At 38.2% G+C, this 15,315-nt stretch carries 9 protein-coding genes; 2 read left to right on the top strand and 7 right to left on the bottom strand.

The window, feature by feature from the left end:
• Positions 1 to 49: 49 nt before the first annotated feature.
• Positions 50 to 4,783 (bottom strand): SslE/AcfD family lipoprotein zinc metalloprotease, encoded by a 4,734-nt coding sequence (locus Q1K78_RS02860; protein WP_300174229.1) that lies wholly within the window; start codon positions 4,781 to 4,783, stop codon positions 50 to 52.
• 286 nt (positions 4,784 to 5,069) lie between these two features.
• Positions 5,070 to 6,320 (bottom strand): serine hydroxymethyltransferase, encoded by a 1,251-nt coding sequence (gene glyA, locus Q1K78_RS02855; RefSeq protein ID WP_300174227.1) that lies wholly within the window; start codon positions 6,318 to 6,320, stop codon positions 5,070 to 5,072.
• A gap of 350 nt (positions 6,321 to 6,670) precedes the next feature.
• Here glyA and Q1K78_RS02850 point away from each other — a divergent pair, with 350 nt between their 5' ends.
• Positions 6,671 to 7,279 (top strand): YitT family protein, encoded by a 609-nt coding sequence (locus Q1K78_RS02850; RefSeq protein WP_300174225.1) that lies wholly within the window; start codon positions 6,671 to 6,673, stop codon positions 7,277 to 7,279.
• A gap of 46 nt (positions 7,280 to 7,325) precedes the next feature.
• Here Q1K78_RS02850 and Q1K78_RS02845 read toward each other — a convergent pair whose 3' ends face one another.
• The 5 genes from Q1K78_RS02845 to Q1K78_RS02825 form a co-directional block, all read right to left on the bottom strand.
• Positions 7,326 to 8,294, bottom strand: a complete 969-nt coding sequence (locus Q1K78_RS02845) for a dipeptide ABC transporter ATP-binding protein (RefSeq protein ID WP_300174223.1) — start codon at positions 8,292 to 8,294, stop codon at positions 7,326 to 7,328.
• The gene (locus Q1K78_RS02840; RefSeq protein WP_300174221.1) at positions 8,291 to 9,298 is read right to left on the bottom strand and encodes an ABC transporter ATP-binding protein; all 1,008 of its coding nucleotides are present in this window, start codon (positions 9,296 to 9,298) and stop codon (positions 8,291 to 8,293) included. The genes Q1K78_RS02845 and Q1K78_RS02840 overlap by 4 nt, the downstream gene beginning before the upstream one ends.
• A 77-nt stretch (positions 9,299 to 9,375) precedes the next feature.
• Entirely contained in the window at positions 9,376 to 11,220 is a 1,845-nt protein-coding gene (locus tag Q1K78_RS02835) for an extracellular solute-binding protein (protein WP_300174219.1), read from the bottom strand.
• 49 nt (positions 11,221 to 11,269) lie between these two features.
• On the bottom strand, positions 11,270 to 12,313 hold the full coding sequence (locus Q1K78_RS02830; protein WP_300174348.1) for an ABC transporter permease subunit: 1,044 nt from the start codon (positions 12,311 to 12,313) through the stop codon (positions 11,270 to 11,272).
• 11 nt (positions 12,314 to 12,324) lie between these two features.
• Positions 12,325 to 13,353 carry an ABC transporter permease gene (locus tag Q1K78_RS02825; RefSeq protein ID WP_300174217.1) on the bottom strand — a complete coding sequence of 343 codons (1,029 nt, stop codon included), beginning with the start codon at positions 13,351 to 13,353 and terminating at the stop codon, positions 12,325 to 12,327.
• A gap of 654 nt (positions 13,354 to 14,007) precedes the next feature.
• Between Q1K78_RS02825 and Q1K78_RS02820 the strand changes: the two genes are divergently transcribed.
• Complete coding sequence (locus Q1K78_RS02820) at positions 14,008 to 15,309, top strand: PAS domain-containing methyl-accepting chemotaxis protein (protein WP_300174215.1); 1,302 nt, start codon at positions 14,008 to 14,010, stop codon at positions 15,307 to 15,309.
• The last annotated feature ends 6 nt before the right edge of the window (positions 15,310 to 15,315 follow it).

Genomic DNA, 15,315 nt, shown 5'->3' with positions numbered 1-15,315 from the left:
AAAGCCCCCGAACCGTGATGGTCCGGGGGCTTTAGTTTATGACTACATATTAATTAAAGTATGGAACTTGAGGTAACATTACTTCTTTTGATTTAGTCGCATTGATTGTTAATGGCGATGTCTTTGATTTAACGATAACATCTTGCTTACGCATATCTTCCATGACAGCTAAAGCAGCTTTACTAATTCCTTCAGAGTATTTATCACCACTTTGCAGAGTTACTTTCGATTCACCAAACTTCCATTCAGTAAAGAAAGTTTCAATATCTTTACCTGTTAAGAATGAAGAACAGATCATCATCATATCTTGGTTAGATAAACTCTTTGACTGAGCAAACTCCGACGAACAATAGTTAACTTTATTCGTCTTTTTACCTTCAGTGAAAGTAGCAGGCATACGCGCTGCTCGATGTAAGTATTTATAGAAATTCCAACCTTGATCATATTGACCTGCTTCATTCTTATTATAAATACTATGCTCTTCTGCTAACTTAGCATCAGATTCCCATTGGGCAATATCAAAGTTATCTTCAGCCCAAACCTTCAATTGACCAAAAAAGTTTAGTCGATCTGCATTTGTTCCGTCAGCCCATGGATTTGTTCCATTTGCCCACTCTGTTGCATTCGTAATTGATACTTTAATACGCGGCATATCACCTGTATTACGATCTTGAGTATACAGTGCCAATACGTTATTTGCCGTTTCACCAGCACCTGCAACATTTAACCAATTGGCTGCTTGGTTATGACCAATTTCATGACCTAACATCCAATCATTCGTTGCTTCAAATAACGACGATACTTTTTTACGGGGGAAACTAGAACTCATCACAGGATAACCTGAATGCGCAGAACCGATTGAGATTTGAACATCATCTACCAAACGCATATTTTGATATTCTAATTGTGGAGCCGCATCAGTAAACATCTGGTGAATACCGGCTACTTCATCACGCCCATAAAATTCATTTGCTCCAATAGTAAACAAATCAAATTGTTTTGCCATTGTTAGAACATCGGCTTCTGAGTGACCTTTAATCCCCGCAGTTGTTGTTGTGTAACTAAAACGATTACCCACAATTTCCGTAATTGGAGCATCAGTTTTATCTGGTGATGTTATCCATTTACCGTCTGTAGCTGATGTCATTGTAAACATTGGCGCTGCTACTGCCGAACCATCAAAACTAACTTTTGCTGATTCTTTAGAACCAAGAGTGATATATACTGAACCACCATAAGGCACTTTGAAACCATTTGCAGCTTCCGTACCATTAAAGCTCATGCTTACACGAGGTGGGCGATTTAACGCCATTTCATGGTTAACTCGACCGGTTAGATTGTCAGCCATAGCTACCATGACAGTATCATCCGCACTTAAACCATGTACATAAGCTACTTCACGAGCAGGGATCCATACTCCAGCAGATTGACGAGAACCTTTATGAATTGTGATGTTTTTAGCAGGCGTAGTGGTTGTCGCTACACCCGGGTAAGAGCGTACATCAACCAGAACACCACGATCTTTTGCAGCTCCATTCTTTGCATCGACATCAAAATATGAACGGCCTAGCATCATTCGCGTTAGTGGTTTTTCCATGTAGTTTAATGGGTAAGATGGGTTTAATTGATTTACCCCATCAACCGCCACTAAAAACCCTTTAGCTAACATTTCAGCTTTTAGATCTTCAGGACAACTAATTGAATCAAACTCAGGATTTTGATAGCTATCATTTGAGTAACAGTTTAAGAATTCCACTACGGTTTTATGACCAAACTGATCATTCGTTGAGCTATCGTAACGATATTGCTCGTTATTCCACATCCAAGCAGAAAGATTGTTATAAATACGGTCTACATCAATACCACTCAAACGAACACCTTCTCTACCACCAGTACGGTAATACAGTTCATGCTGATAAAGATCCGTTAGATTAGTTCCCATATTTGCAGCTGCAATCATAGCCTTTGATACATCTTCACTCATTGGTAAGCGAGCAAAAGCTTGTACCATATCATTTGCGCCAGGGTAGGTTGTTTTAGAAATAGGAATTCCATTACCTTCACGACGTTCAATACAATCTAGCTGATATTGGTAATCATTATTTGTACACATAGGTACTTCATAAATAGCTTGAACATCAGATATCCATTTTTCTAACCCTTCTTGAGCTAAACGATGCAATTCCAAGTTAATACAAGAAACAAGAGCATCTCCTGTCAATTTATTACCACTACCATCAAACTGAAATAGGCACAGCTTATTTGCATTATCATATTGATCATCTCGCACTTGTTGTGGACGGAACATCGCACGAAGAATCGCTTTATTATTAATAGATTTATCACCCCAAGAATACGTATTGGTGGCTTTATCGTACTTATATCCTTTCTCAGGAATATCGTTACCATCAACCGAAGTCGCCTCAAATGCTAAACCTTCAAGTACATACACTTCTTCGGTATAAACAGGTCGTAATGATGTACTGCCTTCACCCAATTTCGCAATAAAGTTACTAGGTAGTTTACCTACAAATTTAACCACATTATTACGACCAATAGCACTGATACCAGCAGTATCTAAGAAGCGACCTAAAACGGGTAAATTACGATTATATAAACTCTCCATAATCAATACACTACCCCCCTCATTCACATAATCAATTAAGGCGTTTACTTCATCTTCATTAATTAATGGGTTTTCGTAATCTGGACGGTCTGTATTCCCACCTAATGTAGGGTAAGCCTGTAAAATATAAATTGGCGTACTAGCTACATCTAAACCTTGTGGAGAAACATCAGACTCCAATCCAAACCCTAAAGCCTTAAAGCTCTCGTTTAATTGAAATGGATGAGACGCTGAACCACTAATACGAGCAAAATCAACTTCCGCACGATTCGTTGCTATTTGAATATCTTGATTCGATTTTTTAGTATCCAACCAATTAAATGCATTAACAAAAAAGTTAAACATATCCAAACTATCAGTCATACCATTACTGTTTGAACAAATCCCTTCTTTATTAATACTTGCATTAAAGCTGTAATTTTCAGGACAGACTAAAATAGAATTGTACAGAGAGTTACCAAGTACTAAAACTTTACCTTCACCAATTTTTCCTGATACAACAAATGGCAATTCAAACGTTGCTGTTTCTTTGTTCATCTTGTACGAACTTTCAAGCGAATCAGCAGCAACTGATTGACCATTTAAATTCCAATGCGTTTTATTTTTAGCATCAATATAAGTTGGTGTTTTACTCGGTTCGTTAGCTAAATCAAAAAATGGACGACTAAACTTATCTGTTACCGCTAACTGACCAAACGGAATGTAAGCATTTAAATCACTACGAGGCATCACTACCGGTGCCGCATTATTATCTATATTAATAAAGGTAGCGGCGTGAGGGGTTGGTAAATTATAACCATCATTTTGATTGCCAAAAACATGAAAATGCGTAACGTCATTCTTAACGTCTTCATCATTCTGCCCCATCATTGTTAATAATGCTTGAGATGCTGTTTCAGCACGATTCACACTACGCAAACTTACATAAGGTGAAAACGTATAACTATCAGCATTAATCGGCGTCAATTCTAATGAAGAAACGATATCAAATGCACTACCACCTTCTTCAAATTGAGCGATGAATTCATCTTCAATCTTTGGAGGTATGCCAAAACTTGGATCAAAACTTGATATATCAGCATTCACCAAGTTCATGTTAATTAACTCAACAATATTATTTGATTCTAATGCAAAACGCTCATGCACATCTGATTCTATAGCCCAAGGAGATGAATGGGTTTTATCAAATTGCTTAATCAGGTTCTCGACATTCTTTGACTTACTTGGATCAGCAGCTAAAGCACCAAGTTGAATATCTAGCCCTTTGGCTTTAATGGAACCTAATGTTAATGCTTGAATACCAAAAGTAACTTCGTCACCCCAGTTATATTCAAATGAACCATCTTCGTCAGTTTTACCACGATATGTCGGGCCGTAATATTCAACTCCAACAACAGGTTGACCATCAAATACTAATATCGATTTTTCAGGTACAGCAACCTCTGGCACATATTCATATAGTTTTTCTGCATTTGAACTAATAATACCACTACCGCCAGTAACATCATCGTTACCTGGAGTAACAACAGGCTCAACATCTGTACCATGACCAGGCTCAACACCGGCTGGTTTATCATCTTTTAAAATACCAATATTATCTTTTAAAAAAAGATCCGCACTTTTCTCTAATGCATCCTTTTGATGCGCTATAAAGTTTGTCGAACTTTTATCACCATCAATAAACTGATAACCATTCGAGTCAACACCATCAGCATCGACGGTTCTTAATAATGACTGAATATTTGCTAAGGCATGACCATTAGTTTCTTTTTTAAGAGAAGATATATCACTATCTAATTCAAGATCAAGACTGATTATATTTGATCTTGTTTCAGAAAGATCAAATGTAGCTAAAGGTGTTCCGTCAATAGAACACGCAATACTTGATGGTGGTGAATCATCTTCATACTCAAGAGCAACCAGTCCGGCGTTATCAGATTTAATTCCGTCACACGTAGCACCAACTATAGGATTTGTACCACTAGTTAATGTAAAACGGTATGGGATACTTTCTGGTTCGGGATCTGGTGTTGTTGGCGGAGTGATTCCACCGTCACCACCAGTATCTGGAATAGTTCCATTTATATTTATTTCTTCTTGATTACAGCCAGCAAGCAGCATTGATATCAACGATGCTAATAATAATTTCTTACTCATAATTCAACCTTTTAAAAGTGCTGAGACTCTCTGTCCAGTCCACTAAGATCGAAACATAACACATTTATTTACCCGTATTCTCAAAAATAATACAGAAATAGAATAAGAATCATGAAAGAGAAGTTAATTTACATTGAATTCATGAATAATACGCAGTTAGTTTCTCCTATGTATATAAATCATTCAGAATAACTAATACAACTATTAATAACTTACTAATTTTTAGGCAAAAAAAAGGCCAACCTAACGAGGCTGGCCTTCTTAATATTTAAAGCAGATTTAGAGATTAAGCGTATACAGGTAGACGCTTACAAATTTCTAATACTTTTACTTTTGTTGCTTCGATAACAGACTCATCACCCATATTATCTAGAATGTCACACATCCAGCCAGCAAGGTTCTTCGCGTCTTCTTCTGTGAAGCCACGACGAGTAATTGAAGGAGAACCAACACGGATACCAGAAGTAACAAATGGGCTACGTGGATCGTTTGGTACTGAGTTCTTGTTAACAGTGATGTTAGCTGAACCTAGTGCTGCATCTGCTTCTTTACCAGTGATGTCTTTGTCGATTAAATCAACTAAGAACAGGTGGTTTTCAGTAGAGCCTGAAACGATGTTGTAACCACGAGCAAGAAACTCGGCAACCATTGCTTTTGCATTAGCAACAACACGAACCTGGTATTCTTTAAACTCAGGCTCAAGAGCTTCTTTAAATGCAACCGCTTTACCAGCGATAACGTGCATTAGAGGGCCACCTTGACCACCAGGGAATACGGCTGAGTTCAGTTTCTTGTAAAGATCTTCGCCTTCGTTAGAAAGAATAAGACCACCACGAGGACCAGCCAATGTTTTATGCGTTGTTGTTGTTACTACGTGAGCGTGTGGTACTGGGTTAGGGTAAACACCAGCAGCAATAAGACCCGCTACGTGAGCCATATCAACGAAAAAGTAAGCACCAACTTTATCTGCGATTTCACGCATACGCGCCCAATCACAAATTTGAGAGTAAGCAGAGAAACCACCGATAATCATCTTAGGTTTATGTTCTATTGCTAGAGCTTCCATTTCTTCGTAGTCAATTTGACCCGCGTCATCAATACCGTAAGGAATAATGTTGTAAAGCTTACCAGAGAAGTTTACTGGAGAACCGTGAGTTAAGTGACCACCGTGAGCAAGGCTCATACCTAACACTGTATCGCCAGCGTTTAGTAGTGCCATGTAAACGGCATTGTTCGCTTGAGAACCAGAGTGTGGTTGTACGTTTGCGTACTCTGCGCCAAACAATTCACATGCACGGTTGATAGCCAATGTTTCAACTTTATCAACGAATTCACAGCCACCGTAGTAACGCTTACCTGGGTAACCTTCTGCGTATTTGTTTGTTAGTTGTGAACCTTGAGCTTCCATCACTCGTGGGCTAGTGTAGTTTTCAGAAGCAATCAGCTCGATATGCTCTTCTTGACGTACTGTCTCTTCCTGGATTGCTGCAAACAAGTCTGCATCGTAATCTGCAATGTTCATATCACGCTTAAGCATCTGTATCTCCTGACTCAGATAAATATAAAACCCAAAAATAGCCCAGTAACGCAAACGATTACGTCACTAGTCTTAACTGCGATGTATTCTACATAATTTGATCTGGATCAGATACCCTAAATAGTACTTTTCTTTGTTATTTTTGTTGCAGATTACTCATTATCAACATGAACAAGACTCATAATCTCCGCTCGAATTGATGCAAGCTGTCAATTCTTAGCTTTACACTATGTAAAGGGTTTACTACAAAAGCAGTGTCGTATTTATCCATAAGCAATTGCATAAATTCAGAATCACACTATTCTTGCGAGCATTATTTTATTGGTATTAATAAATAGACTTATATTGTTATGGAAAAAATAAAACACACGCACAAGGAAGATGTTATTGCCATTTTGACGGGCACTTTCCTAGTCTCTCAAGGTATTTTCTTTTTACAATCGGCCAACCTATTAACTGGTGGTACAACTGGGCTCGCGTTGTTAATCAGTCAAATGAGTGGGATCAGCTTTGGTATTTTATATTTTGTATGTAACTTACCGTTTTATGCCTTAGCTTGGCAGCGATTTGGGAAACGATTTGCAATAACCAGTTTAATTTCTGGTGGTCTTGTTTCTATTATGACCGACCATTTGAATATGATGATTTCTGTTGACCATATCAATGATATTTATTGCGCTATTGCTGGAGGTCTGTTGATGGGATTAGGGATGTTAATTTTATTTAGACACCGCTCAAGCTTAGGTGGCTTTAATGTTTTATGTTTGTTAATACAAGAAAAATTTGGCATCTCCGTTGGTAAAGTGCAAATGGTAATCGACTTATTTATTTTAAGTGCCTCTTTTTTCTTTATCACACCTTGGTTACTTGTCGTTTCCGTGCTTGGCGCTATTGTATTAAACATTGTACTTGCCATGAATCATAAGCCGAATCGCTATATTGTTACTTATGGTTCATAGAATTAAATTTATGAACCCATAAAAAAGAATGTTTAAAAAAAGATATTCATTTATATAAATGACAAGCAACTTCATGCTTCTGAACACTTAATATCTGTCTTTGTGGCTCATCAATAAAACATTTATCTTCTGCTTTTGGGCACCTTGTTGAAAATCGGCAGCCCTTTGGAGGATTGATCGGTGAGGGTACATCGCCAGTCAAAATAATTCGTTCTTTCCCTCTAAATCTAGGATGAGAAACAGGAATAGCAGATAATAGAGCCTCGGTATAAGGATGTTTAGGCGAATGATAAAGTGTTTCAGAATTGCCATATTCAACAATCTTCCCTAAATACATTACCGCTACTTTATCTGAGATATGCTTAACCACAGAGAGATCGTGAGCAATAAAAATTAATGCTAGATTCATCTCTCGCTGTAAGTCCAATAATAGATTTACAATTTGCGCTTGAACAGAGACATCTAATGCAGATACTGACTCATCACACACAATCAACTTTGGTTTTAATGCTATCGCTCTAGCAATGCCAATACGTTGTTTCTGCCCGCCAGAAAACTCGTGAGGATAACGGGTTGCCGCACTTATTGGCAAACCCACTTTTATCAATAACTCTTCAATCCATTGCTTACGTTCTTCTTTTGTCCCAACCTTATGAATAACAAAAGGCTCTTCCAAAATCATTTCAATAGTGTGACGAGGGTTTAATGATTCGGTTGGATCTTGGAAAATAATCTGCATCTCTTGACGAAGTGAGCGCATTTCTTTATTGCCAAGATGAGTAATATCTTTCCCTTCAAAAAAAATACGCCCAGCCGTTGGTTCAAATAGCCTTAATAAACTGCGACCAAGAGTACTTTTACCACAACCCGACTCTCCAACTAACCCCAGAGTATCGCCTTTATTCACACTTAAAGAAACACCATCAACCGCATGAACCACATAGCCTTTATTAAAGATCCCTTTACCTGAGTAAAAATACTGCTTGAGATCATCAACTCTCAATAACTCACTCATTTTATCACCTCATTATTAATCACTAATGCGTTACTAAAATGACAACTCACTTGATGCAATAATCCAACCTCACTCATCATTGGAACTTCAGATCCACACTTATCTTGCTTGTATTTACAACGAGTCGAAAAACGACAGCCGCTTGGCATGTCACTTAAAGAAGGTACGGTACCTTGAATCGTTTCAAGCTCTGTTTTTGATTGAAGGCTCAGGCTTGGCATTGAGGACATCAACCCTTTTGTGTATGGGTGCGTTGGGTTATCAAATAACTCAAAGATACCCGCTTGTTCAGCCACTCTTCCCGCATACATCACCACCACCTCATCACATATTTCAGCGACAACACCTAAGTCATGAGTAATGAAAATAATCGACATGCCCGTTTCATCTTGCAGATTTTTCATTAGCTCTAAAAACTGAGCTTGAATAGTCACATCTAATGCCGTAGTCGGCTCATCACAAATCAAGATATCGGGCTCACAGGCGAGTGCGATTGCAATCATGACTCGCTGACGCATACCACCAGATAGATTATGAGGATACTCATGCAGTCGAGTCTCTGGAGAGGGCATTCCTACTTTTTTAAGCATTTCGATGGAGTACGCTAAGCGCTGTTTTTTATTTAAATCGGGACGATGAAGCTCCAGCACTTCATTAATCTGTTTTCCAATAGTGTGTACTGGGTTTAAGGCTGTCATCGGGTCTTGGAAGATCATTGAAATACGGTTACCGCGCATTTCATACAACTTATCTGGACTCAACTGAACTAAATCTGTCTCACCATATAAAATTCGTCCTCCCACCACATTGCCATAAGGTTTTGGTAATAGACCCATAATCGACATTGCAGTGACGCTTTTTCCACAGCCTGACTCACCCACAATCCCAATAGTTTTGCCTTTAGGTACTTGAAAGCTCACACCATCAAGCACTCGAACTGTTCCTTCGTCCGTTTGAAATTCGGTCACTAGATCTTCTACGGATAATACAATTTTTCTTTCCATATGCTTCTTCACTATTTTTATTATTATTTTTTAACTAGGAGATCCCTCTCCTAGCCTTTAGTTTATTGAAATAAGCACTACAGCTTATAGGTTTCATCAATGATAATGACAGGCTCAAATGTTTTACCTGACTTCATTGCCGCCTTGGTTTCTTTTTTCGCTTTTTCATCAATCCAAAAAGTACTGAACGTTTGAGAGAAACCCCACCCATGAAATAGGTAACCCGTCTGCTTGGTCGCCATTTGCTCTGGTAATTTCATCCAACGCCAATAACCCGCACGCGCATAAGGCACCATGTAACCAGGAACAATAACGTTTGCATCGGCAATCACTTGTTGGATCTCACGAGATAATGCTTGCTTCTTATCTATATCAAATTCATTTTTAAATGAGTCGATCAAAGAATCTAATTCTGCTGAAGCAAAGTTAGTAAAGTGATTGGTTTGAGGCTTATTGGCATTATCTGAGTGAAAGTATTCCCAATAAGCGGGGATATCACTGGTACCCATATTGTGGAAGGAAATATCATGCTTTTTCTCAAGCACGTATTTAAACATACTCGAACCATCAATCAGATTCAGTTCAAGGTCTAATCCTGCTTGCTTCGCTTGTTCTTTTAATACCGCAACTCGTGGAGTAAATGTCTGTTGAGAGTAAGTCACCGCAAAACTCAAACGCTCGCCTTTATCATTAAGACGAATACCATCAGGCCCTATGTTTGTAAATCCTGCTTTTTCAAAATATTCGATGGCTTTTTTTGCATCAAATTCAGGGGCTTCAATCTCTGTATTATCATAGCCAATATGACCAAATCCCATCCCGTTAGGTTTACGAGAATAGTCTCCACGAAGGACTTTTTCGATCATCATGTCAAAATCCGTTGCATGCATAATACCTTTACGAACGTTGATATCATCTAGCATGGGCTTGGCGGTATTCAACCATAAACCACCAGCACCTACCGCAGTTTGGTTATACACCCACGCTTTTTGAATATAGCCATGTTGATAATTTTTTCCATTCGACTTTTCATGCCATAAATCAGGACGAACTAAATCAAACGCATCTAAGTTGCCTTTTTCAAAATGCTTTAACGCAATGTCCGCATCGCGGATCACCTTAATATTGATTTTCTCTACATTATAGCGATTCTGATTGTATTTATTCTCATACCCCCACCAATCTTTACCTACATGTTTGAAGGCGATGTTCTTACCTTTTTTGATTTTGTCAATGTAGTAAGGTCCCGTCACGGGCTCTGGTTTAAAGTTATATTTACGGACAAATTTATCATCAATACCGTCGTTATTTTCATCGAGTTTTGGTTCGCCATAGAAGTGCTTAGGACGAGGCATTAAGTTGGTATAGGCGATAAGCTCATCACGATTTCGTGCTTTTGCTGACACAATTGCAATGGTGTGTTTATCAAAGGTAATAATGTCAGCAATATCATTAGTAAAGAAATCGTTGTACCACGGCGCAACAATATCAGTTGAGCGCATTAATTTAAGCATGAACTGATAATCATCGGCGGTAACTGGCTTGCCATCACTCCATGTCGCTTTGGGATTTAACTTAAAATAGACGGTTTTATTATCGTCACCAAATGCCCATAATTGAGCAAGACCTGGCAACCACTCATTGGTATTAGGGTGCTTAATCAGCGGTGGCAAGCTTGCTTCTAGTATCCATGCTCTGAATGAGCCATTAGAGTCTGGCCCTACTGTTCGAAAAGTCTGTGGAAAACTCAATGTATAGGTTCGGAACGTACCACCAAACGAGGCTTGAGAAGAAGCAAACGTGGGGGCTCTATCATTTGTCTGCCACTCTAGATTGGCAGGAAGATCGGCCGAAAATACATTTGCACTAAATAAAACGGCGGTTGATGCTGACAGCAATGCCAGTCTCTTTTTTATCGTCATAAGTCCCTTCCTATTTTTATTATTTATTCCATTAAACGATTAAATGGGATTACTCATATCGAGTATGTTTCTTTGGATCAAAGGCTTCGCGTATCCCTTCCCCAATAAAAGTCACCATAATTAATACCGTAACAATAGCAGTCACAACTGACGTCGCTATCCAAGGTGAATCTAAATTAGATTTCCCTTGTTGCAATAGCTCTCCCCAACTTGGTGTCGGAGGCATAAGGCCTAATCCTAAATAATCTAATGCCGTTAATGCAGTTATATTCCCCACAATGGTGAATGGCGCTAACGTGACGATCATAACCATGGTATTAGGCAAAATATGATGAAATACAATACGTGAGTTAGACGCCCCTAACGCTTTTGCTGCCATCACATATTCTCTGGCTTTTTCTTTATAAGTCATGGTTCGCATATACCATGTCATTCCCATCCAACCAAACATAACGTTAATTAAGGTAAAGAGCATAAAGCTTGGCTTCATTATCGAGACTAAAATCATGATGACGTATAAAAATGGCACCATAGACCAAATCTCAATAAAGCGTTGGAAAAACAGATCGAACTTGCCACCAAAGAAACCCATCGCACACCCGACAGAAACCCCTATCGCATAAGAGATCACTAATGTTATAAGGGCAAAACCCATCGCAATCCTAAAGCCATAAGTCAAGCGCGATAGAATATCTCGTCCAATCGTATCGGTGCCTAGATAATGTTGTCCTTCAATACTTGGCTCTGTTGGTGGGAAATCACCAGAGAAGTCTTGCTCGTAAGGATTCCAAGGTACGATTGGCATAATGACAAAGTCACCGTCACTTTCTTGTTCAAACTTACGCTGTAATTCTCTGTAATTGGTTTCGTGAGCATACCCTAAGCCAAAGGTTTCTCCTGACGTAACATCACCATAAGTAGGAAAATGCCACTGGCCTTGATAACTAACAAGCAAAGCTCGACTGTTAACAAAAACTTCAGCAAAAATCGATAAAACCAATAACAAAGATAAAATTAGAAAAGACCAATATCCACGTTTTATGCCTTTAAATCGTTGGATTTTCTTTTGTGTTAATGGACTTAAATTTAAAATAGACGGCATAATTAAGCTCCAAATTTAACGCGCGGATCAACCGCAGCAACACAAATATCAGATAAAATATTCCCGAGCATCAACATCGTGGCATTGATAGCAAACAATCCCATGACGACAGGGTAATCACGCTCCATGATCGCTTCATAACCTAACAATCCAATGCCATCAATATTAAAGATAACTTCAATTAGAAATGACCCCGTCATAAAGAACATTAATGAATTACCAAAATGACTGGCTACTGGAATTAAGCTATTTCGTAATGCATGCTTACGAACCGCTTTTTTAAACGGTAAACCCTTTGCTATGGCTGTGCGCACATAATCTGAGGCTAAATTTTCCATTAAGTTATTTTTCATGGTCATGGTAAGCAATGCAAAATCACCAATGAGATAACAAAATAGAGGTAACACGGCATGCCACAGGATATCTTTTATTTGTTCAAAAGCGCCGAAGTCATCAAAATCATCACCAACAAAGCCCCCCATAGGAAACCATTCTAATTGGTAGCTGAACAAGCTAATTAAGAAAACACCAATCACATACCCCGGTAAGGCAAAGCCAACGAAAATAGCAATGGAAGACGTAGAATCTAGAATGGACCCGTGCTTTAACGCTTTGAGATAACCAAGAGGAATTGAGATCATATAACTGAGTAAAAAGGTCATCCCTCCATAAAAGAGAGAGACAGGTAAGCGCTCGGCTATCATGTCCCATACTGGTTCGTAATAACGGGTCGATTCCCCTAAATCAAGAACGACTAATTTAGTTAACCAATCATAATAGGCTTCAAATACGGGTTTATCTAAACCGTAGAAAGCATTGAGCTCAGCGATTTGGTCTTCAGATAAAGCATTATTACCCTCAGTCACACTGCTGCTTCCGCCAGTTTCTGAAGATCCTTGCATTTGTAAGCTTAGTAACATGCGCTCAACAGGCCCACCCGGTACAAATCGAGTGAGAGCAAAGATAAGTAAGGTAATACCGATAAAGGTAGGGACAACCAATAAAAGTCGTCTGAGTAGATAAGATATCATCCGTGACTATTGCTCCATATCTTTCGACAAATTCCGTTGTCTATTATTTTTATAATAATTTTATTAACTTAACTCAATGATTAAATAACTACAAAGGCAAGGTTTGAGAATGTAATAGAGTTAACAGTTTGCAGAATAGAGAAAGGATAAGGAAGAAAAAGACGGTTTTTCGACACCATGATTATAAAAGTATCAAAAAATAAACCTCATTGGATTAGATTATCCAAATAAGGAAATAAAGAACGCTTTAACGCAAAAAATTACTCAAAAGGAATAGCAGTCAAATGAGCTAATATATCTTGCTGCTGTTCCTCCGTTAATTGATCCCACGTGTTTACGGTATCATCTAACTGATCATTTTTAATATCTAACTCGTTCATAGCCATCCCTCCATTTATCCTATCTTATAAATGAGTATAGATGCTCTTATAACACTTAATCTATTAAATAATAGTTCAAAAAACGTAAACGTATTAATAATATTGACCTATCTTTTGTAGCTAACGATAAGTAATATCTCCTCACCAAAAAAAACCACTTACGGCACGATTATTGCTTATAACTCACGATGGCAATAGGAACGTCACCCCAAAGTTGAACGAAATGCGTTCAATTCACAAAGGCAAGGATGTCCCATAAATAAATTAGAGCATTATGTTTGGTAGAAAATTAAAAAAAGAACTCAACGTCAAAAATTTAGCACTGTCCGATCTTGAAGGACTTTTAAACTCTATTAAATTCAATGTAGCAACGATTGAGTTTTCTCCAGAAGGTATCATTTTAGATGCCAATCCACTATTCCTTGAAATATGTGGCTACAACCTCTCAGAAGTGCAAGGACAGCACCATTCTACGATGTGTAAAACAACCTACACAGCAACAGAGGAATATCGTAACTTTTGGAAAAACATTCAAAACGGTATCTCACAAAGGGGAACATTTGAACGTATCAATAAAGACGGTAATGTTGTGTGGCTAGAGGCAACTTATTTCCCTGTTACTGTAAATGGTAAAATTCAAAAAGTAATGAAAATTGCCTATGACGTTACCGAAAAATATATCGAAAACGAGATCAAAGATAACATTCTTCAAGCCTTAAATCGCTCTCTAGCGATTATTGAATTCGAACCTAACGGGACGATTATTCAGGCGAACGATAACTTTTTATCTAGCGTTAATTACAACTTGTCGGATATTAAAGGGCAACATCACCGTATTTTCTGTGATGACGATTTTTATCATGAAAATCCTACTTTTTGGGATGATTTATCCCAAGGGCTATTTAAATCAGGACAGTTCCTTAGAAAAAATAGCCATAATGAACATATTTGGTTAGAGGCAACTTATAATCCTATTCTTGATAAAGATGGGAAAGTGACCAGCGTGATCAAATTTGCATCAAACATCACTCAGCAAATAGAACAAAACCAAGCTGTATCTAAAGCAGCTGAAATTGCCTATAACACATCTCAAGAAACAGTAGAAATAGCAAAGCAAGGATCTGCATTTTTAAGTGATTCGGTTAATGTCTCTGTCAATATCGCAGAGCGAGTAAGAGATACATCATTAAAAATTCAGATGCTAAACACTCAATCGCAAAGCATTGAAGATATTGTTTCAACTATTAAAAATATCGCAGATCAAACTAACTTATTAGCCCTTAATGCTGCTATTGAAGCTGCACGAGCAGGTGAACAAGGTCGAGGATTCGCTGTCGTTGCAGATGAAGTTCGGTTGTTGGCTTCTAGAACAAGTCTGTCCACCACTGAAATTGCAAACGTTGTTTTAGAAAATAAAGCATTAACTGAAGATGTCACTTTGGCAATGAATACTGTTGCTCAGATATCACAAGATGGAATGGAAAAAATCACTGAAGTTTCGGCAGTAATGGAGCGAATTCATAATGGTGCAGAAAATATCTCCCGCGCTGTTATCGCCTTATCTGAACATAAATAAAATAAA

The sequence above is a fragment of the uncultured Aliivibrio sp. genome (assembly GCF_946479765.1).
In the GTDB taxonomy this organism is placed as follows: Bacteria; Pseudomonadota; Gammaproteobacteria; order Enterobacterales; family Vibrionaceae; genus Aliivibrio.
This window is presented reverse-complemented; position numbering and strand designations above follow the sequence as displayed.

What these genes read in the sequence shown, in the direction of transcription:
- Q1K78_RS02860 (WP_300174229.1), bottom strand. Translation starts at nt 4,783, where the DNA reads ATGAGTAAGAAATTATTATTAGCATCGTTGATATCAATGCTGCTTGCT.
- glyA (WP_300174227.1), bottom strand. Translation starts at nt 6,320, where the DNA reads ATGCTTAAGCGTGATATGAACATTGCAGATTACGATGCAGACTTGTTT.
- Q1K78_RS02850 (WP_300174225.1), top strand. Translation starts at nt 6,671, where the DNA reads ATGGAAAAAATAAAACACACGCACAAGGAAGATGTTATTGCCATTTTG.
- Q1K78_RS02845 (WP_300174223.1), bottom strand. Translation starts at nt 8,294, where the DNA reads ATGAGTGAGTTATTGAGAGTTGATGATCTCAAGCAGTATTTTTACTCA.
- Q1K78_RS02840 (WP_300174221.1), bottom strand. Translation starts at nt 9,298, where the DNA reads ATGGAAAGAAAAATTGTATTATCCGTAGAAGATCTAGTGACCGAATTT.
- Q1K78_RS02835 (WP_300174219.1), bottom strand. Translation starts at nt 11,220, where the DNA reads ATGACGATAAAAAAGAGACTGGCATTGCTGTCAGCATCAACCGCCGTT.
- Q1K78_RS02825 (WP_300174217.1), bottom strand. Translation starts at nt 13,353, where the DNA reads ATGATATCTTATCTACTCAGACGACTTTTATTGGTTGTCCCTACCTTT.
- Q1K78_RS02820 (WP_300174215.1), top strand. Translation starts at nt 14,008, where the DNA reads ATGTTTGGTAGAAAATTAAAAAAAGAACTCAACGTCAAAAATTTAGCA.